The organism is Persicobacter diffluens (assembly GCF_036244895.1).
Lineage (GTDB): Bacteria > Bacteroidota > Bacteroidia > Cytophagales > Cyclobacteriaceae > Persicobacter > Persicobacter diffluens.
Genome location: NZ_BQKE01000001.1, coordinates 1,835,758 through 1,856,296, shown reverse-complemented (window position 1 = coordinate 1,856,296; position 20,539 = coordinate 1,835,758). Strand labels below are relative to the sequence as shown.

Here is a 20,539-nt window from a genome sequence, read left to right as displayed (position 1 = left end):
CTTTGGTCTTTGTCAAAAAGACCACAGCTTGATAGGAACAATATACCAGCGAGGATAAATTTTCGGTGTTGCATAAAAAAATGAGAGGGAATTTTCATCCCTCTAAATTATGTTAAATATAAATTACTTAGGCAAATGAACACCTGCCACCATACATCTGACAGAACCTCCTCCGAATTGTTCAATAGTATGAACATTCATTGGCAAAAGTGAAGTATATTGCTTCAATTGATTTTTCTGAACGTCTGTCAGGGAATCAAATGAAGTTTGCGACATTAAAAGGAAAGTCTTTCCCTCCTTATTTTCCACCTGAATCATATTTCCAGCGAAGGCATACAATTGGTCAAAAGAAATGTCCACTATTTCATGTCCGGTATTTTCTAAGCTGGCGATAAAGGCTTTCTTCTCCTCATCCGGCTTTAAAGCATCCGTACAAATTACGGCAAATTGATCACCAATTGCCATTACCACATTGGTATGGTAAATATCCATGCCGTCTTTATCCACTGCATCACACAATACCGGCTTAAATCCCAGACGATCACATAACTGGCGGAAAAGTTTTTCCTCGGTACGGCTGGAGCGTGTTGCATAAGCCAATTGATGAGGATAATCAAAGATAATGGATCCCGTTCCCTCCAGGATAATATCCTGATTTTCATAATTGGTAATATCCAATACTTCCCTGACTTTAAAGCCAAATTCCGATTGCAGCCTGCCGATTACATCCGTTCTTCTTTCCTGCCGTCTATTGTTGGCTAGCATTGGGTAAAGCACCACTTTGCCATCTTCATGAAATGAAATCCAGTTATTTGGAAAAATTGAATCAGGCGTATGCGGCTGTTCGGTATCTTCTACCACCATAACCTCAATACCATTAGCCTGAAGCTTTTCTACAAATTCATCAAATTCAGCTAAGGCTTTTTGTTGAATTTCCGCAGGTGTTAATTGGGTTTCTGAATGTTGAAATGCATTACTTTCCGCAGTTTCTACATTAAAACCAAAGCGCACTGGGCGCACCATCATCACTGTATGGGCTGTTTGTTTCATCTATTCATTATTTTCCCTTAATCAAAATTACACATTCAATTCAATGGAAAAAATGCTGAGGATAATCTTTTTTTAAGGCAGCAATAATCGGTTGACCTCAAATCGGTTATAGCAATATGCCCTTTCCACCCTAAAAAGACAAGGTTTTAAATATAACGGCATAACTATAATTAGCCCTCCAAAAATGGTGTTTGATAGTAGTTTTGCTTTTCATGCTAGATATCTGTCTTAATCCTACTCGTTAGGATGAAAGATTAATGCTCCATTTCAAGATTGTTCCAATGAAGCAGAGGATTAAGAAGAATACAAGCCTGCCTGAATTAGGGCTATTACAAATCAAAGACAACAGCTATTAATAGCTTAATACAAATTACTGGTGTTAAGGCAATAAATTGAGGGGTTGATAACTTAGGTGAAATTGTGTTACTTTAATCCATTTATTTAAAACACATAAAAACCGATATTCCTTAAATACCACGTTTTTATTACCTTGGCCTAACTGATATTTTGAAATATGAAAATATTAATTGCCCCGGATGCTTTCAAAGGTAGTTTATCCGCTCCTGAAGTGGTTCAGATCATTCAGGATGCTTTATCTGATTTTTCAAATACGATTCAATCATTTGCCTTCCCTCTTGCTGATGGTGGTGAAGGATTTGTAGACTGCCTAAAAAAGGATTCCTCTAGCATAATGGATGTAAAAACATCTGACCCACTGGGGCGGCCAATCACCGCGCAATATATTCTGAATGAAGATACCGCCATTATTGAAATGGCCAGCGCTTCCGGGCTTCCCTTACTTCGGGAGGAAGAATTCAATCCCTGTTTAAGCAGTACTTATGGGACGGGTGTTATGATTAGGCAGGCGATTGCAAAGGGAATTCGAAAATTCATTATCGGAATCGGTGGAAGCGCAACCAATGATGCCGGCACGGGCTTGCTACAAGCTTTAGGTTTTGAATTCTTTGACGTGCAGGGAAATATTTTGGGTACTGGCGGTCAAATCCTTTCACGTATCCACCGTGTTGGCGAGCAAAATGTATTGCCGGAGCTAAACAACTGTCATTTTCAAATTGCCTGTGATGTTCAAAACCCCTTCTTTGGGCCAGAGGGGGCCGCTTTTATTTATGCGCCCCAAAAAGGTGCGAATGCTCAAATGGTCGAACAACTGGATCAGGGCTTAAGAAACTTTGCCCATGTTATAGCGCGACATAATGGTAAAGAAATTCAAAAAATTGCAGGCGCCGGTGCTGGCGGTGGCATCAGCGGAGGACTATGGGCTTTATTAAATGGAAAGTTAAAACCCGGTTTCGATATTATTTGCGAGGCAAAAAATATTGATCGACTCTTACCTGAGATAGATCTCATCATTACTGGAGAAGGAAAATTGGATCGACAAAGCCTGGAAGGAAAAGTCTTGAATGGACTTTATCAAAGGGCACTCCCCTATCAAATTCCGATAATTGCCTTTGCAGGAAAAGTTGAAGCTGATATCCTCAGTGATCTGAAAATAAAAAAGATAAGGGCGTATGAAATCAGCCTAGAAGGTCAATCTTTAGCCGAGGCAATGGCACCTAAGCAAGCAATGATAAATTTAAGAAATGCAGTGCTGGAATGGATCGGTCAATATGGTGAATAAGCACAAAACCCATTCATTCAGAAAGCAACGCTCTATTATTTATTTGTATCGATATATATTTGTATTCCTGTTAACAATACTCCGTAAAGAATTAGGCCGCAATACAGCCAAATCTCTCTATCTGGAGCATTTGCTCTGAATTATCGTAAGGTTCGGGGGCAATCCCGAACCCTTTAAATATTCTTTGGATATAGTTTCGATTAAAATATAGCATCTTAATACTTGATAATGAGAAGGGTTCCTTTTCTTCGGTTTTATTATCAAAATAGTGAAGCGCTTTTGCCACGGACACCGCCGTTAGGGACATATTGATGTGATTATGTATCTTATTTTTACTCCTTGCTTGGCAGTGAGTCAAACCGGTGAATTGTTTGGCATCTCGAAATAGAAACTCAATTTGAAACCGAAGTCGATAACGCTCAATTATTGCGGAACCGCTTTGATTAATGTCTGTACTGAATAAAATTTCTCGTCTGGTTTTCCCATTGTCAAGCTCAGTAACGACGACCACACACTTGATCCATCGTTTAAGACTTTTACTATGAACCTCTGCTTCGAAAGCCTCCGAGTTTTCATTTTTGAAACATAGTGTAAAGTGTCTTTGGTCAAGATTATTAAATTTCACTTTTTCTCCATAGACCTTGGGTCGCCCTCTTTTTCCGGTAGGTGGTTCAGTATTTCTGTAACGAAGAAATGCGTTTTTAGCCAATTTACTAATGATAATAAACCCTTTTTCTACTAGCGGATCGACGAACGTAAAGCGCGAAAAGTAAGCATCAACAACCACACTATCTGATACTTGCTTGTACAATTCAACATTTGACAAAATCAAATTGGCATAAAAGGTCAGCAAATTAAATGACTCGTCCTCACTCTTAAAGGTTTGATGGGCCTCTAAATGCATTGCGGTTTTACTTTCGAGGCCAACACTTGCTATTCCAGTAATTTCTAGACCTCTTTTTGTTGAATTATCGCAGCCTGACCAAAAGTACCCTAAACCTGGGGTGAGTTGACCACTTTTGGAAACATAACTTGGATCAAAGGCAATGATGCGCAATTCATCTTTAAGTGTCTTAATGAGCTCAATATTGAAAAAAAGGTAATTGAAATATTTTTCATACCATGATCTAATCGTGGCCTCATTGTACCGCAGATATCGACTCATGTTGGTGAAATTATTACGACCACGGAAAGACAGTAGTCCTTTCAAATTTTCTATCATGAAATCCCTCTCCCATTTGTTAATGTCTAACATTTTATGGAATATTTGCGCTAGGAGTGTTTCGATGCTCTTGATGGTGACTTAGTATGTTGGTGTTTGGCGATACAAATATACAGGTCACCATTTTTTTTTACAATAGCTCAAAACTCTACGGAGTATTGTGTTAAGAGCTATTCGTAAAAACAAAAAATCTAATGTCATTGCTGATTCGTGTAATATCAGAGAATAAAGAGTATTAATCAGTAAAAGAAGGTGTCTGCCATTATGTTAAATTGACTTCTTTCATATGAGTCAATTTAACACTGGTTTAAGCCAAATTATTTTTGCTATAGTTTTCAATGAGTTGTTAGGCAGGAAAAATGAAGAGAAAGCTAGCCTACTTAAAATTGGGCTATCAAACATTATCTCCCCTATCTATCTGAGTTGATATTAAAGACTTCGCTTGGATGCCTACATCGACCTGTGATTAGACTTATAAGCCCCTCTGGAGCGTATTTAAACCGTCCCCCCGACTACAAATCCGAATTATAGGAGGCGATTTGGATTAAATTCTCAACAATACCGCTGCTATGCTCTCAAAATAATCGGGTATCGCTTCTTAAAAACATCAAATTTTCGTTAGGAATTTTTGCATTAAAACACCCTCTAAAACTCCTGCCCATTTATTTCTCCACCATATCTTTTAGGCTCTCAGACTGTTCTGTTAGGTTTTTATTCTCTTTTAGCTCTTTTGAATCATCCGCATAAGTAAAAGATGCTTGCATTGCGATTTGCAAAAATCCCAATACCGCAAAGAAAATAGTCCCGACAAAACCATAAAAAGTATGTTCGAAGAATTGTGAAAAGGCGAAGCCCACTATCATGGCAATTCCGGCATAGGCCCAAATATTCTTAAACCGTATCGCTTTAAAAATAAATTGGCCAATCGCTATTCCAAAAATTAAAAAGCCCACCACCCCGTTTTCCAATAGGGTTTGGAAGAAGGTATTATGCGTATTATTCATGATCCAAACGCCATGGCCCCAGTTCAATACCCGATCGCGGAAGTAATTTTCTCCCCACCCAAATACCAGCATGCGGTAGTCTGTTTTGGCATGTTTCCACATTTCCATCCAGGTATTGAAGCGAATCGTGGCATTTCCTGTTTCATTGGCATAAGAAATAAGCAGTGGCGCAATGGAAGCTAAAATAATCAGTCCCCCAGCTACAATAAGGCCCATTTTCATCCAACGGTCCTTCGTAAAGGAAAAATACAAAATCGTATACATCAAAAAAGTACCGATCAAAGCCCCTCTTGAAAAAGTAAAGACAATACCCAAAAATATGGCCACCAGTGCAAAAAGCGCTAAGCGCTTCCTACTCTCATACCATAGCGCATAGGCGATTGGAAATACAACCACTAAAAAAGAACCCAAAGCATTGAAGTGACGGAAAGTACCGGATCCCAAAACAGTAGACTTCGCTCCTCCGGGAAAAATATAAGCGAAATAATTTCGGTTAAAAGTATGGAGCTCTTCCCCTACTAAATTTTCAAAATAAGGTTCCCCCGTAGTGGCTTGGGAAATTCCTATACAGGCTTCAAAAACACCTAAGCCTACTAAGGCAATAACACAAAAACGAAAAACATCCTTCCGTTCATTATGATAAAGTAAAAAATAAAAACCCAGTCCTATGATCGTATTTACCAACAATAAATAGGAAGCGGCAAAGCCTCCCGGAAATCCCCGGACAAAAATCACATTTAAGAAGCGATAGGCAAAGTATATGATCATCCAATTGAAAACTATACCTTCTTTACGCTGAATTGCCAGCAAAGCATAGCACAAGGCCACCATGTCCGTTAGTAAAGCACAATAGATATAATAATTAATACTTTCCGAATGCGCAGCAGAAATAATTTGCAGCACGGTGGTCATCAGGAGGAAAAAAAATAGCCCTTTACGGGCCAAAAGAAATAATCGATCAAAAGTAATTTCCATGGCTAAGGTCGAGTCTCACCAATGAAAACGCACCAGCCAGCAAATGTTTTGAATTTATCGGATAAACTTTAGAAAGAATTATCTGGAGAATACCCATTGCTCTCTTTTTCTTCCCAGAAAAATAAAACAAAGAGCGGGTATATTCATCAACACGCCATATTGTAAAGGAATGATGGCCGACTCCGGCATTTCTAATAAAGACATGGCGACAAAAATAGCAGTCCCGGCATTTTGAATGCCTACCTCAATGGACATCGTGACCTGGTCCCTGCTCGTAAAATTAAACAATAGCGCGCTTAACCAACCTAAGCCACAAGCCAGCACACAGAATGATAAAATCAAAATTGAATTCCAGGTAAAAATATGTTCCCAAAAATGTTCATTCATGCCCACCACAAGACCTACCATAAAAATAAAAACCCAAATAGCGCTTTTATCAAATCGATTAACCCAGCGAGAATTCCGCCCCCAATAATGTCCTAACAGTAGGCCCAGCCCTAAAGGTAACACTGTAACCACAAATAATTGCAGCACCGTTTTTTCTATAGGAATAGCTATTTCAAAATGTGTAAAATACGAAAGAAAGAATGGCAAGGTCAGAGGGACTAACAAACTACTGATAGTAGTCATCATAATAGATAAGGGTACATTCCCCCGACTCAGATAGGTAATGGAGTTTGAAGAAGCTCCTCCCGGGGAAAGTGCTACTAAAACCAAGCCCAAAGCGACTACATTGTCGAGATAAAATACCTGTAAAAACAACCATACCAGTAAGGGCATAGCCAAAATTTGCAGTCCGACACCCAGCATTATTTTCACTTTTTCCTGCCCTAGTTTTCTAAAGGCGGAAAGCTCCGTCTTTAATCCTACGCAGAACATCAACCAGGCTAAAGCTATTGGTAATAAAACAGTTAACAATCTAATCCAAATTTTTTTCAGTACAAAAAAATTGAAACTAGGCTACTCCGCTAAAGAAAAAGCTTTTCCTCCCCACTATTCGGCGCCTTTGTTCCCAATACTGCAATATAATGCAGTTAATTTTCTGGTAGAAATTCCTAGGCTTAAACCTTTATTTTCAAAATTTTTTAAACATGAATCCCTATTTATTCTTAAAGACTTACAAAAAAAACAGCCTCTGCTTTTTTGCATTTTTACTTCCGGCAGTCATGATTCTTACCGGCTGCCATCAAATCTCAAAACCCAATAAACCGAACGTCATTATCGTTATGACAGACGACCAGGGAATTGGTGATTTGAGTTACCATGGTAACCCATATCTCAAAACCCCCAATTTGGATAAATTTGCAGCGGAATCCACGGGGCTAAGTAATTTCCATGTGAGTCCCCTTTGTACCCCCACCCGTTCGGCCATCATCACCGGACAATACCCGGTGCGCAATGGAGCCTGGGCCACTTTTAAAGGCCGGGATGCTATACAAAGGGAATTCCCCACCATTGCGGATGTTTTCAGGGCTCAGGGGTATCACACCGCCCACTTTGGTAAATGGCATTTGGGAGATAACTTTCCAGTGCGCCCGACCGATGTGGGCTTTGATCATTCCCTACAACACCTTTCCGGAGGTGTGGGAGAATTATCCGACTATTGGGGGAATACGTATTTCAATGATACTTATTTCGAAAACAACCAACCCAAAAAATTTACCGGCTATTGTACCGATGTTTGGTTTCAGGAAACCATTCGCCATATTGAAAACCACCAAAACAAACCCTTTTTCATTTACCTGGCCACCAATGCTCCCCACTCCCCCTTAATAGTGGCGGATAAATATAAGCAACCCTATGAAAAGTATGAAGGCAAGCAAATTATCAGCGCGGCATATTTAGGAATGATCGCCAATATTGATGAGAACTTTGGCAAATTGGATCAATACTTAAAAGAAAGTGGTTTGGCAGACAATACCATCCTAATTTTCATGACCGATAACGGCACCCAGTATGGCTACAGTTATGAAAAAAACATGGGTTTCAATAAAGGTTTCCGTGGCAATAAATCCAATAAAGAAGAAGGCGGGCACCGGGTACCATTCTATATTCGCTGGCCAAAAGGTGGAATCGAGGCAGGCTTTGAAAGTAATCAGCTGGCGGCCCATGTGGATTTATTACCGACCCTTGCTCAACTTTGTGATTTTACTCCTGAAGAAACGGCTTACCTTGATGGTATCGATCTATCTGAGATCTTGTTACAGAAAAAGAAAGACATTGACCGCTCGGTATTCATCCACCACCGTCAGGATCCAGCTGCTCCGGATGATTGGCAAGGAAGCGCCATTCTGAAAAATGAATGGCGCTTGCTGCATGGTAAAAAATTATACCACATTACGGAGGATTCCCTTCAGCTCAAGGACATATATCAACAACAGCCTGAGATGGTAGCGCAATTAAAAGCGGAAAATGAGGCTTTTATGAAAGCCACCAAAACGGCCATGCCCTATCAGCAGCTTCCGGCTCCTTTAGTGGGACATCCAGAACAGGAGGAAGTAGTACTGACCATACAGCACGCCATGGGAACGGACCGCGGGATATGGAAAAGTGAACAAGTCGCTGAAGGTATGAAAAACACCAATAACCGATTTGCACTGGATGTTCACCGTAAAGGAAAATACCAGATTTCTTGTAGACGATGGCCAAAAGAATGCCCGGGAAAAATTTGGGGTGTGCCTGCAGAAAACCCCAAAAATCATTTTCAATACCGAGCAATAAAACCTGAAAAGGTCAACATCAGTATTGGAACGCACAATTTGGTAAAATCTATTAGCGAAGAAGACGAGGCCATTGATTGCATTGTTGAGCTGGAAAAGGGCCGTAATTTCCTGACCGCTGACTTTATAGAGGGAAATGAAAAATATGGTGTTTACTATATCTATATCAGTGCAATCCCTTCCAACTCTTAAAAAAATTGGAGCATAATCTAGAGGTTTTGGACCTCCGTCAATTGCTAAAAAAATAAAGCAAGCCTCTGGATGCTTTCATTAATTGAGGAGAAAACCTTTCAGTATTACCAAACGAAACGTACAATCGGTTCTATGAAAAGGGAATATTCATGCATGAGGCATTTCTTTAGATAATTAATTCACTGCAACATTCACAGGCCCATGGGAATGGGATGGATATAAAAAGGAAATTAATTTTTCCAAAAATAAACACCCTTCCTCGATATGCGGGAGGGTGTTTTTATTTAGAAATCTATGGTGCTTTGCCTCCACGACTATCAAAGCATGGAAATCCCAAAAAGCGGAGCCGGAATAAAATAACTCCACAGCCACCTGGCCGTTATTAGTACCGAAAACAAAAGGAACCGCCTTAGGGCAATGAATGCCCATGCCCCGGCAGTTAATCACCAAAAAAAGGAGGACTGGCCGGTAAAAAAGCAGATAAGATGTGGTCCTCCAAACAAAATGGTGACTGCAAAAGCCCCAGAACGTATAGCCCGAATTATATACCGCCTTTTCAGACGGGTGTTGATGAGCATCAGAAATCCGGATATCATTATCATTTCCGCGCGATTTGGGCTGAAACTCCCCCAATAGTGAGTCGATTTCCGAAATGGAGCCGACCTTTGGCCTACCGGTAATCCATAATAAAATCCCACCGGTATTGAGTGGTTATTGGTGGAACCAGCCCTGTCGGAAACATCAACCTCTTTGAGGGAATGGAAGGTCTTTTGTTTTGAATCACCAATCCTTCCCCTTGATAATCAGCTAGAAAAGTGTAAAAAAGAAAAATTCTACAACAGGAAAATCTCAACAATTAAAAATCACCTTTCAAAGGCATAGTGAAAAACTGCTCCTTCACGAACCGTTATTTTACATATTTCCATAAAAGCTCTCAGCTGTTTGTTTTTCCAACCAATTAGACAGAAAATTTTTCTATATCTGTTCCTGTTGGTACTGGGATTCTAAAGCGAATTCCATTTTTACTCCACCATTCATTATGGTTCCTCAATCTTTATGGTATTCGTATTAGCTCAGAAGGCTTTCCTTCATGATATTGAAAAGGATATTCAACAGTAGTAACCTCTAAAAATGATTAGATGTAGATTAAAAAAATATTGTTTTTAATGTTTTTTAAATCTATTATGCGCTAAATACCTAATTAACACCAATAATCACCAACCAATTTACTTATGAAAAACATATTTTTAATGGGCCTATTTTGCCTTGCTTTAGCAGCTTGCGGAAGTCAGGAAGGTAAAAAAGAGGTAAAAGAATCATCTACACCTGTTAGCGAAGAACAAAAGGAACAGGTAGAAAAAGTAAGTAGTGAGATAAAAACTGCTACTGAGAAAATTCACCAAAAAACCGAAAAACAACTACAGGAAGTAGATTCATTACTACAGAAAATATAATTATGAGAAAGATACTAACCCTATTGACCCTTTCTTTCCTTTTTACTGGAGTATGCGCTATGGCTCAGGGAAATTCCCAAGGGAAAGGAAAAGGAAAAAATAAAACTGAGCTAAAACAGGAAGAGGATACTGTAGAGGAAGCCGCGGAAGAATTCAGCAAAGGAAAACAGAAGGATAAATCCGAAAAAAAGGCTAAAGCCAAGGGGAAATCCGAGGAACACAAAAAAGCTGGATTAGAAGCCAAAGAGAATCACAAAGGTGGTAATGGCAAAGCGGAGGAGGTCAATAAAGGAAAAGCCCATGGGAAAAACAAAGGGGAATTAAGCGGGAAAGAATTTGGCAAAATCAGGTCTGAAGAAGCGCGTGCGAAAGTCAAAAAAGATGTAGCGCAACTAAATGACGAAATCAGCAAAAGCGAAAAGGAGCTAAAGGAAAGAAAGGCAAAATTGAAAGAAGCCCGGGCCAAGGTAGAAGAAATGAAAAAGGACTCCAAAGTTTCCAAAAAGGACCTCAGCGATAAAGAAGAAATTCTTTCCCAGGTGGAAGCGAAACTTTCGGAAATGGAAAATGAAATAGCTCAGGAAAAAGCTAAAGCACAACAGGTTTTGGGAGAACTAGCAGGGGAATAATTGCCTAAAAAATGCTCAAAATCTATTTTCAAAATAATAAAAAGGGAAAGCTTATAACGGTTTTCCCTTTTTTTTAGCAGCTATTATGGACTAACGCCAATCCACCTCCAAATTTCTGAAGACCACGATCAAATCATCTTTTTTGTAACCCACCGAAGAATAGAATTTCATTTTCAACAGATTTATGATTGGAGCATCTAAATCATATTGTTCAATAACCGCTGAAAATTTCACCGGAACATCTTTATATAAGGCGGCTAATCGTTTCTGATTGCCCACCTCAATCTTATAGGAGGTGGAGACATTTCCCTGCGGATCAAAAACTTCCGAAAAAGAACCCTGTAAAGAACGCTCCAATTTGGTGTTAATCACCACCCCTTCTATCTTTACCTCCCCGGAATTCGAATTGCCGGTCACTTTATTAATTTTAAAGAGAACGTCGTTGCATTCAGTTTCCTTTTTCGAATTAATGATCTTCAGGGTATTTTTGTAATAAGCAATACTGGCATTTAGTTGCTGTATTTCATTGGTTTTTTCGTTAATCTGCCTGTTCATTTCCTCCACCCGATCCACAAGGCCATCGCATTCATTTTGAGCGAAAGCGGAAGAAAAAAGAAGGGAGCATATACAGGTAAACAGAAAAAAATTCTTCATAAGCCAACAGATCTTAGGGTAAAAATTATTTCGAAATGCCTCTGCAGATTAAGTTAAAATCAAAATATTTAGTATTAAAATTATGCAATTGCATATTTTGTCTTTAATGAAATTATAATCCCGAAAATCCCTCCTGAATAATCTGATCTTCCCTGAATTCCTTAATTTTTGATATAATTTTAATTTGAATGAAATTCAAACCTGTCATCTGCCCAATTTCCAGCGGAATAAAAATCACCATCAGGGAGGCTCATCCCGGAGATGCCCTGGCCCTCACCGGTTGTATCCAGGCTTATCTGAAAAATCAAACTATTCCACTGACCAAAGATGAATATCAACCAAGTCCCAAGGAACAGGGGAAATGGATTTCAAAATTTCAGGAAGGTCAACATGATTTACTCCTGCTAGCGGAGCATGAAGGACGGATTATTGGCAATATAGATTTGAGTATGCACCATCGCAAGAATGAAACTAATGGAAGCGGTTAGCAGACAAAAATTATTGGTGCCTGCTCCTGTTGAATTTCCTTTTGAACAAATGTTGGAGGCGCTGGCGCATAGTGAGCAATCGAAGCAGAAGACGGTGGTCTATCTTGATTAATAGGATTGATTGCCTTGATTGCCTTGATTGCCTTGATTAATAGGATTAACCGGATTGATAGGATTACTACAAACTTTAACCCGGTACCCTTTATTCCTGTTCATCTGTGTTATCTTGGCACAATGAGTGATGGGATCTAAAGGATTCAGGGAATTAACACAAACTTTAATCCCTAAATCCTTTTAATCCTTCTAATCATGGCACTTTAATCATGGCCATCATGGCAACTGAACCAATAAATTGTATAATTTTGAGCCAAAATACGCGCCTATGCGCAGGAGCAAAATTACAACATGACCAAAGATCCCATATTTTCCAGAAGTTTAAAGATTGCCTTATTCGCTACCGGCCTTTCCGGCATAGTGGCGGAATATGTTTTGTCCACCCTCGCCTCCTATTTTTTGGGGGATTCTGTGATTCAGTTTACGCTGATTGTCTCCCTGATGCTTTTTGCCATGGGATTAGGGTCGCGAATATCCCGTAGGTTTGATGAGGATCTGCTGGCTACTTTTATCTCCCTGGAGTACATCCTGAGTTTTTTGGTGACCTTCGCTTCCCTCATTGCCTATGGCATCAGCCTGTTTCCTGCCCTGACTGCTGTAGTGATTTACGGTCTTAGTATTGTGATCGGATTACTCATCGGTATGGAGATTCCTTTGGTAATTCGGATGAACGATGCCTATGAGGAGCTGAAAGTGAATGTCTCCAACATTATGGAGAATGATTATTATGGCAGCTTGTTGGGTGGAATTTTCTTTGCTTTTATTGGCCGCCCCTATTTGGGACTTACTTACACTCCCTTTGTTTTGGGAATGGTCAACTTTGCCGTAGCCTTTTGGTTATTTTACTTACTAAAAGGACATTTGAAATCCGGGCACTTGAAAAAATTAAGACTGGCTTCCCTGTTCGTAATGGCCTGTTGGGGACTGGGGCTATGGAAGGCCGGCGATATTATCGCTTACGGGGAGCAACAGCGATATGCGGACCGCGTGATTTTCGATCAGCAAACGAATTATCAGCGAATTGTGATGACGGAGAACAAAGGGGAATACTGGCTATTCCTGAACGGTAACCAACAGCTTTCCACTTTAGATGAAGTGCCCTATCATGAGGCGATTGTGCACCCCATGCTTTCACAGTTGAAACAACCCAAAGATATTTTGATCCTTGGCGGTGGTGATGGTTGTGCAGTACGCGAAGTTTTAAAATATCCTTCGGTACAAAATATTACACTGGTGGATCTTGATCCGGCCATGACCGAGCTGGCCATGGAACATCCGGTGATGGCGGAGATCAATCAGAATGCCATGAAGGATCCACGGGTGACGGTCATTAATGGTGATGGTTACACCTTTTTGGCTGACCATCAAAATTATTATGACGGAATTATCGTGGACCTTCCCGACCCGAAAAATGTGGATATTGGAAGACTTTACAGTGTGGAGTTTTATAAGTTGTGTTACAAGCACTTAAGACCCGATGGTTTATTGGTTACTCAAGCCGGAAGTCCCTATTATGCAGAGAAAGCTTTTCACTGCATTGATCTCAGTTTTCAGCAGGCAGGCTTTAATACTTTGCCTTACCACACCCATCTGATTACCCTTGGAGAATGGGGTTGGATTTTGGGTAGTAAAAACATCCCGCAAGAAAAAATGAAGGAAGCTTTCGGTCGTTTAGATTATCCGGATGAGCATACCCATTGGTTCAATCAAAGTGCCATGCTGATGATGATGGCCTTCGGGAAATCCGTTTTTAAGGAAGATTTGAGTCAGGTAAAACCGAATTACCTCCACCACCCGACCCTCTATAAATATTACCTGGACGGACGATGGGAGCTTTATTAATATGAAAGAAATTTTCAAAATACTTCGGGCCAATGGTGCCTCTCTGGGTTTTGCCTTAGGACTTACTGCGCTGCCGCTGATCTTTAGCGGGACAGCATCGGTATTGGTGTTGCAAAATGAAGCCACCCTTCGGGCATTCGATTGGTCACAGTGGTTATTGTTTTATGCCCTGACGGTAATCACCATGGCTTTCGCCCTGACGCCCACCACCCTCATTGCACTGATCAGCGGATACCTTTTAGGCTGGAAGGCGATTTTTTTCATTGTTCCTTCCTATCTGCTGGCCTCCGTATTGTGCTATTTCACCGCTCAAAAGCTGGACCATGGAAATTTCACCAATAGCCTGCGGGAGCACCCACAGGCCCGTCTGATCCTTGACCGCTTACAACATCAGGAATTGCAGCTGGTCATTCTGACCAAGCTTTCCCCGGTGCTTCCTTTCGCAGTCAGTAATATTCTGCTGGCCATTGCCGGTGCCCGTCTTCGCCCTTTCTTTTGGGGAGCAGCCATCGGCATGTTGCCCCGCACTTTGCTGGTGATCTATGTCGGCATTCAGGCCAATCAATTAGAGGCTTTATTGGCAGATCCTTTTTCCGGCTGGCAACAATGGATTATCTTGGGACTGATTATCATTTCGGTATTAGGTTTAAGCCGGATGATTTCCAAAGCTATCACTCAAACACATGAAAATTTATAATAACGCACCGATCACCATTGGCTTTTCCAGCATCTGTCTGCTGGTTTTGGTTTTACAGGCTTTCCTTCCTCAGCTGATGGTTTATCTTTTTTCGGTCAGCGGAACTTTCAATTTTTTTGATCCGCTGGACTATTTCCGAATCTTCAGCCACATTTTCGGACATGCCGATGCCACCCATCTGATCAGTAATATGTTATACATTTTATTGCTGGGGCCACTACTGGAAGAAAAATACGGACCCTACCGACTAATGGTCATGATCCTGATGACCGGCCTTTTTACCGGCATCTTCAATATTTTAATGTTCGATACGGGATTAAGAGGCGCCAGTGGTGTTGTATTTATGATGATTCTGTTGAGCTCGATCGTGAACTACCGCCGCGGACATATTCCCCTGACCTTTATTCTGGTAAGCATCCTCTATCTTGGACAGGAATTTTTGTCCATCTATCAGCAGGATAACATCAGTCATACCGCCCACATTATCGGTGGCATTTGCGGATCCATCTTTGGCTTTATGCTGGCAAAGAAAAACGGGAACAATATCCCGCCGAATCCACACGATAAATCTATCATTTCAAAATTGAGCTAATATGAAAATCATTTTCTTCTCTGATATACACGCCAACCTTCCTGCCTTTGAGGCTTTCCTACACAAAGTAGCGGAAATTCAACCCGATGGGATTTATTGTCTGGGGGATTTAGTGGGCTATAATGTCTGGCCAAATCAAATTGTGGATTATATTCAAAGCAATAAAATCCCAACCATCATGGGCAATCATGATGAAGCGCAACTGAAAGATCTCAAAGGAGATAAAGGCAATGCCGGCATCACCCAACAATTATTAGGAGAAAACCAGCGAAAATTCCTGCAACAGTTGCCTCGTCAAATGACCTTGCAATTCGGTGAAGGAGAAAAAGTTTTCCGGATGGAATTGGTGCATGGTAGTGTAAAAGCCATTAACGATTATCTGTTGGAAGATTATCCGGAAGAAGAAGTGCTGGCAATGATGCATAGCACGCAAGCTGACCTGATCCTTTGCGGACACACCCATAAGCCCTATCATCGTATCATCCCGACAGGCGATACTTTCAAGCATGTGATCAATATCGGTTCGGTCGGAAAACCCAAAGACCGGAATACTCAGGGTTGCTGTGTGTTAGTGGAATTTGATGAATTGGATCCCAAAAATCCGGACAGCTTAAAAGTGGAATTTGTCCGGTTTACCTATGATGTAGAAAAAGCTGCACAGGGCGTCATTCAATCTGATTTTCCGGATAGTTATGCCGATGCGTTGAGATTGGCGAAATAGTAGGGAGTTCTGCATTTAAAATCAGGCCTTTTTCATTGAATGTACAGGAGGCCCAAAAAACCTTTTTTCATTTCTATTTTAAAAGGGCCTGATTTTGGAAAATGAGGATATTTATTAATCAAGAAAATGTACTCTTTGGAGGATGGAGCTGTATTAATATGAACCCTTGAAGATTCCCGGTAAAAAACATTTCCCTCTATCCATACCGTCTCATGTTTTCCGATCTTCGCATTCAGAAAAATTACGGATTTGATAAATACCGGAAGAAAGAACATAAAATAAACAAAAGTTGTCCCTAACAAAAGTCTGAACATCTTCACAAAATAATTAAAGATATTTTTCCCGGAAGCAACTTCCAGTTTTTTAAACTTTCTTACGAATGCGAAGCATACAAAAGCCAGAGTGGCAGCCCCAAGGGTAAAATTTACCAAGTTCTCTGCAGTTTTTTCCTCATAAGCCGATAATCTCAAATCAAATAGGCCCAACAAAGCTAGCGGAATCAAGATGACAATAGCAAAAATTATATTTTTCAATACTCCAAAAATGGTTTTATGGCCTGATATAATAAAAATTGAAATTAAATAAAACTATCCCAAACGAAAGTGATTACAATAATTCACGGCAATGATGATCAACAATTCCCACGGTGATGGTTATCATATAATTTGAACAATATCCGGATCTTTAGGACCTGATTTCTCCAATATATATGCGGATGCTTTGAGGCGTCCGGGTTAACACATTTATTTTTTTTATATTTAAAAGCTATGAAATTCAATTTTGAGTTATTACCGGAAGACTTTATCCATTTTAACTATTACTATGGATGGTATCGTCCGGAAAAGAAAAAGCTAAGGGTGATCATTTACCTATACCCTTTCTTAGCCGTATTGGCAGTGCTGGCGGTACAAAATAGTGGTCAGGTTTTCAGTATCCCGAATTTGATTACCCTTGGGCTAACAGTTGCCATTAGTCCGTTTATCGGCAGATTATACAGAAAACTGATTAAATCGAAATCATTAAAATATCTCCGGCAAAATCCGGCTGCTCATATCACCGGAGAAAGAGCAATCGCATTGACCGAAAACAATTTAATCCTGTCTGCCGACGAAGAAATCGTCTCCACTATTAAGTGGGAAAGTATGCACAGCTTTCGGGAAGACCAGCTGTTTTACTACCTTTTCATTACCAGCCAACAGGCGGTGATCGTCCCTAAAAGAATCTTTCAGGAGAAAGAACAGGAGTTCCGGAAGTTTGCAGAAAGGAAAATTGCTGCAACTAAGTAAATAATACAACCCACTGATTTAAATTCCGGAAGCTTGCGTTCTTTTACACCAAACCATCTGACACTACGTTTAAATATTTTCAGAGAGGAAATACCGCCAAGAAGTCGAGCTATATAGCAGCTCAAAAACGCCGCTAAAAAGGAAAACAAACTTTACTTAAAAGCCCTGCATATAAAATTGAAAATGAATTTATAAGAAAGCTTAGGCCTGTATTTTTTCCAAAAACTGCCATTGAATTTCAATATTGATAATTATCTTTATTGACAAGGGGAATATCCCTGAAATTCAAAACTACCTGCTTTCACTGTGTCCCTGCTCCAACGCATATTTTCTTCAAATTGGGTGATTACTTTGGTCGCCACTACCATGGGCGTGCTTTTGGCCTTTTATGTGGATGGTCTGGGACAACAGCATCGCATCAAAAAACAAAAGGCACTTGCACTGAAAAATATCATTGAGGAGCTGACTAATAACCGAAAACAGCTGGAGGAGCCTTCGGATAATATCCGTATCCTTTATTTGCTGGATACCCTGACCCAATTGAATAAGGGCAAAGACCTGAATGTGATTATGGGGGAACCGGAAAAAATTCATGCTTTTATTGATCCTCACCCCCATATTCATATTACAGATTCGACCATACAGCTAGACATTTTTGCCTAAAAACGTAAAAAGCGAATCAACAATAGTAACTTTGGGTTCCAACGCCAACAAAGATCTATGTTCAATTCGCTTCACAGCAAACTTACGCAAGAATTTCCAAAATGGGGTAAAGCTTGCTGGAAAAATGTACTCGCCCTAAGTTTAGGCATCATCCGAAAAGGAACCGTTTGTCTTAATAAAGTGAAAGATTCCATCGGTAGCATTTTAGATAATCAGCGTACTTCCGCCTCTGGCCATTACAAACGCTTAACCCGCATATTTACGGAATATTCTGACACCAATTTATGGAGTGATCTATTGCAATTATCCGCCATGCATATGCATAAAGGTGGGGATTTTTTGATGGTCGATGGCACCAGCTGGACGCAAGGGGATCGTACTTTTCATTTCATGACCTTGGCCATTTTGTATAATGGAGTAGCGGTGCCGATCTATTTCATGAATCTGGAAAAGAAGGGCATCAGTAATCAGGAAGAAAGAATTCAGTTGCTTGAAGAGGCGTCAAAGTTATTCAATCTTGAAGGTAAAATTCTCTTGGCTGATCGTGAATATGCAGGACAGAAATTCATCAAATACCTTGAAGATAACGGCTTTAAATATGTGCTTCGGGTAAAAGAATGCAACTTTAAGACTCAGTGGAATGAAAAATCTATGACGAAAGCGCAAATGATTTCAAAAGTCACCAATAGTAAGGTGAAAGGTAAAACGATGTCCGCTAAAATGAAGTTTGAAGCTGGAGACAATTGCCGGATGGTCATCAAGAAAAGTGAAGATGCGGAAAAGGAACCTGTGATTTTCCTTTTGACAAACCTGTCTAAAAACGCATATAAAGTGGCTGAGGACTATCGGAAGCGATGGCAAATTGAGACATGTTTCAGACATTTGAAGACCAATGGTTTTGACCTTGAAAAAATGAATGTTCAGGGAGCAGATAGATGCCGGTTAATGATGGCTATTGTCGTTTTTGCATATTCGGTATCCATAGCTCATGGGTTAAAAAAGTACAAAAATGTTCGTCTGAAAACTTATGCCAATGGTAAAAGGTATAGATCCATTTCCGTTTTTCGAAAAGGAGTCGAATGCATCGCAGAAGCTGGTTACAGAATAGAAAATTGGGGCGAGTATATCCTGAATCACTTCTTGAGTCATGATCGGAAAATTTGCCCCAAATCAATAAATGTCTAGTTGTATGAGATTCGACCTTAATTTCGGGAAATAGATTTGAGTATGATCTCAATCTGGAGCTCAACATCAATATGATTCAGCTGCCGGATGTCGCCTGGCAGGCCGCTACCCTCTCTGACTTCAGTCAGGAAATTGATTATGAATGCCTGGCCGAACTTATCAACGTGTACAGTGCGCAGCAGTTTTTTCTGGATGAGCAGGCCAAAATGACCAACCATATCATCGCGGAGGATCTCCCCAAACTACGAAGAACCATGACCATCGCTCAGGACATCCGCCAACAGTTAATTGCCCAATACGAAAAGTCTTTGGAAAAAATAAAAGCCTGTCAATAAAATTCAATCCTCTTAACTGCTTTCATCTTCATTCTTAATCCTATAAAAATTTTTATCACTCCTCTCCTTTTCTTGCTTAGAGCATGGTAAAAAGCACACCATCCGGCTGCAAATTCGAATTATTGGAAGCGATTTTGGATAATTTCTTAACAATAGCGATGCTATCCTCTCAATATAATCGGGTATCGCTTCTGCAATACTTCAAATTTTCGCTGCGAATTTTGGCTTTTAAACACGCTCTTACTTTTTTTAATACTTCCGGGCAGGAACAAAATCCAGCAGCGCGCATTAACTCGCACCTGATTGAAAACGAATTGGAAATCAGCATTCCGGCCAGCTATGGAGATAGTGTGAGCATTAAATTGTTTGATCAGTTTGGACGTGCCCTTATTGAAAAATCTTTGATGGCCGAAAAAAGCAATCGGCTGCAATCCAGAGAAGAACTTGAAATTGCTGGTCATTATTTTTTATCGATTAATCAAAATGGAAACCTTCAAAATTTCCATCTGGTGAAGGTAAACGAAAAACAGGACTTCGATTTTATTGTTCAGCTGGAAGTTCCTGAAATCATTCCGGCGTTGGTAATTGCGCCAAATCCGATTCAAAATCAATAGCTAAAATTTGCTGTGGCTAGCCCTGCAGAAAGTGGTGAATTTTTCATTTACCAAATGAATGGACAGTGTGTGTGGCATCAGGTAATGGAAGTCAATGGTCCTAAAGAAATTTACCAATTGGAAGTACATTTCCTGCCGACGGGCCGGTATATTGCCAGCCTGAAAACAAAGAAGGGAAATTCGGAGGCCATGTTTATCGTTCCTTAATAAGGCCCTAAAAGACCTGTTTAAGTAAATTTCCTTATCGGTACCAGCTCGCGGAAATTTTACCAATTGAACCGGGCCGGATGTTGGGCCGGGAAGATTTAAAATCAAAACAAAAGCTCGGCCCCCATGTCAAAGCCAGGGTCAGAATAAACCTAACCCGGATTATTCAGGCTTAAATCCTCGTTTAGCTGTAAGGCGGAAAAAATGAAGGAATAGTTTCCTATTTCGAGTTTTTTCAAACGAAACAGATGAATGA

22 protein-coding genes are annotated in these 20,539 nt (G+C 40.2%); 16 read left to right on the top strand and 6 right to left on the bottom strand.

The genetic code is table 11. The features are described from left to right. Positions 1-123: 123 nt before the first annotated feature. Positions 124-1,050: a citrulline utilization hydrolase CtlX gene (gene ctlX, locus AAA970_RS07765; RefSeq protein ID WP_338236635.1), complete on the bottom strand. Its 927-nt coding sequence runs from the start codon at positions 1,048-1,050 to the stop codon at positions 124-126. Between the two features lie 514 nt (positions 1,051-1,564). Here ctlX and AAA970_RS07760 point away from each other — a divergent pair. Continuing rightward, positions 1,565-2,689, top strand: a complete 1,125-nt coding sequence (locus AAA970_RS07760; protein WP_338236634.1) for a glycerate kinase — start codon at positions 1,565-1,567, stop codon at positions 2,687-2,689. 91 nt (positions 2,690-2,780) lie between these two features. Here AAA970_RS07760 and AAA970_RS07755 read toward each other — a convergent pair whose 3' ends face one another. The 3 genes from AAA970_RS07755 to AAA970_RS07745 all read right to left on the bottom strand — a co-directional run bounded on the left by AAA970_RS07755 (position 2,781) and on the right by AAA970_RS07745 (position 6,808). Beyond that, positions 2,781-3,944, bottom strand: coding sequence for a transposase (locus tag AAA970_RS07755; RefSeq protein WP_338236633.1), 1,164 nt, complete (start codon positions 3,942-3,944; stop codon positions 2,781-2,783). Between the two features lie 629 nt (positions 3,945-4,573). Continuing rightward, positions 4,574-5,890 (bottom strand): O-antigen ligase family protein, encoded by a 1,317-nt coding sequence (locus AAA970_RS07750; protein WP_338236632.1) that lies wholly within the window; start codon positions 5,888-5,890, stop codon positions 4,574-4,576. A gap of 78 nt (positions 5,891-5,968) precedes the next feature. After that, positions 5,969-6,808: a bile acid:sodium symporter family protein gene (locus AAA970_RS07745; protein WP_338236631.1), complete on the bottom strand. Its 840-nt coding sequence runs from the start codon at positions 6,806-6,808 to the stop codon at positions 5,969-5,971. Between the two features lie 173 nt (positions 6,809-6,981). Between AAA970_RS07745 and AAA970_RS07740 the strand changes: the two genes are divergently transcribed. The 3 genes from AAA970_RS07740 to AAA970_RS07730 all read left to right on the top strand — a co-directional run bounded on the left by AAA970_RS07740 (position 6,982) and on the right by AAA970_RS07730 (position 10,885). Continuing rightward, positions 6,982-8,802, top strand: coding sequence for an arylsulfatase (locus AAA970_RS07740; RefSeq protein WP_338236630.1), 1,821 nt, complete (start codon positions 6,982-6,984; stop codon positions 8,800-8,802). Positions 8,803-10,034: 1,232 nt separating this feature from the next. Then, positions 10,035-10,256 (top strand): hypothetical protein, encoded by a 222-nt coding sequence (locus AAA970_RS07735; RefSeq protein WP_338236629.1) that lies wholly within the window; start codon positions 10,035-10,037, stop codon positions 10,254-10,256. Positions 10,257-10,258: 2 nt separating this feature from the next. Beyond that, on the top strand, positions 10,259-10,885 hold the full coding sequence (locus AAA970_RS07730; protein WP_338236628.1) for a hypothetical protein: 627 nt from the start codon (positions 10,259-10,261) through the stop codon (positions 10,883-10,885). A 90-nt stretch (positions 10,886-10,975) separates the two neighbouring features. On the opposite strand, the gene AAA970_RS07725 is transcribed toward AAA970_RS07730, so the two are convergent. Continuing rightward, a complete protein-coding gene (locus tag AAA970_RS07725) occupies positions 10,976-11,539 on the bottom strand; it encodes a hypothetical protein (protein ID WP_338236627.1) in 564 nt (187 codons plus the stop codon). Between the two features lie 188 nt (positions 11,540-11,727). Here AAA970_RS07725 and AAA970_RS07720 point away from each other — a divergent pair, with 188 nt between their 5' ends. The 6 genes from AAA970_RS07720 (at position 11,728) to AAA970_RS07695 (ending at position 15,993) form a co-directional block, all read left to right on the top strand. Next, the gene (locus AAA970_RS07720) at positions 11,728-12,027 is read left to right on the top strand and encodes a GNAT family N-acetyltransferase (RefSeq protein WP_338236626.1); all 300 of its coding nucleotides are present in this window, start codon (positions 11,728-11,730) and stop codon (positions 12,025-12,027) included. Further along, positions 12,005-12,139, top strand: a complete 135-nt coding sequence (locus tag AAA970_RS07715) for a hypothetical protein (protein ID WP_338236625.1) — start codon at positions 12,005-12,007, stop codon at positions 12,137-12,139. The genes AAA970_RS07720 and AAA970_RS07715 overlap by 23 nt, the downstream gene beginning before the upstream one ends. 293 nt (positions 12,140-12,432) lie before the next feature. After that, complete coding sequence (locus tag AAA970_RS07710; protein WP_338236624.1) at positions 12,433-13,983, top strand: polyamine aminopropyltransferase; 1,551 nt, start codon at positions 12,433-12,435, stop codon at positions 13,981-13,983. 1 nt (position 13,984) lies between these two features. Next, positions 13,985-14,680, top strand: coding sequence for a TVP38/TMEM64 family protein (locus tag AAA970_RS07705; RefSeq protein ID WP_053404886.1), 696 nt, complete (start codon positions 13,985-13,987; stop codon positions 14,678-14,680). Beyond that, positions 14,667-15,272 carry a rhomboid family intramembrane serine protease gene (locus AAA970_RS07700; protein WP_053404885.1) on the top strand — a complete coding sequence of 202 codons (606 nt, stop codon included), beginning with the start codon at positions 14,667-14,669 and terminating at the stop codon, positions 15,270-15,272. The genes AAA970_RS07705 and AAA970_RS07700 overlap by 14 nt, the downstream gene beginning before the upstream one ends. Position 15,273: 1 nt before the next feature. Further along, the gene (locus AAA970_RS07695; protein WP_338236623.1) at positions 15,274-15,993 is read left to right on the top strand and encodes a metallophosphoesterase family protein; all 720 of its coding nucleotides are present in this window, start codon (positions 15,274-15,276) and stop codon (positions 15,991-15,993) included. 32 nt (positions 15,994-16,025) lie between these two features. Here AAA970_RS07695 and AAA970_RS07690 read toward each other — a convergent pair whose 3' ends face one another. Then, positions 16,026-16,526 (bottom strand): hypothetical protein, encoded by a 501-nt coding sequence (locus AAA970_RS07690; protein WP_338236622.1) that lies wholly within the window; start codon positions 16,524-16,526, stop codon positions 16,026-16,028. A 234-nt stretch (positions 16,527-16,760) separates the two neighbouring features. Here AAA970_RS07690 and AAA970_RS07685 point away from each other — a divergent pair, with 234 nt between their 5' ends. From AAA970_RS07685 to AAA970_RS07660, 6 genes are all read left to right on the top strand, one after another. Then, positions 16,761-17,279, top strand: coding sequence for a YcxB family protein (locus tag AAA970_RS07685; protein ID WP_338236621.1), 519 nt, complete (start codon positions 16,761-16,763; stop codon positions 17,277-17,279). Between the two features lie 306 nt (positions 17,280-17,585). Beyond that, positions 17,586-17,942, top strand: coding sequence for a hypothetical protein (locus tag AAA970_RS07680; RefSeq protein ID WP_338236620.1), 357 nt, complete (start codon positions 17,586-17,588; stop codon positions 17,940-17,942). A 57-nt stretch (positions 17,943-17,999) separates the two neighbouring features. Further along, a complete protein-coding gene (locus tag AAA970_RS07675) occupies positions 18,000-19,127 on the top strand; it encodes a transposase (protein WP_338236619.1) in 1,128 nt (375 codons plus the stop codon). 71 nt (positions 19,128-19,198) lie between these two features. After that, a complete protein-coding gene (locus AAA970_RS07670; RefSeq protein ID WP_338236618.1) occupies positions 19,199-19,462 on the top strand; it encodes a hypothetical protein in 264 nt (87 codons plus the stop codon). 221 nt (positions 19,463-19,683) lie between these two features. Continuing rightward, positions 19,684-20,076 (top strand): hypothetical protein, encoded by a 393-nt coding sequence (locus AAA970_RS07665; RefSeq protein ID WP_338236617.1) that lies wholly within the window; start codon positions 19,684-19,686, stop codon positions 20,074-20,076. A 12-nt stretch (positions 20,077-20,088) separates the two neighbouring features. Next, entirely contained in the window at positions 20,089-20,283 is a 195-nt protein-coding gene (locus tag AAA970_RS07660) for a hypothetical protein (protein WP_338236616.1), read from the top strand. Positions 20,284-20,539 lie beyond the last annotated feature (256 nt).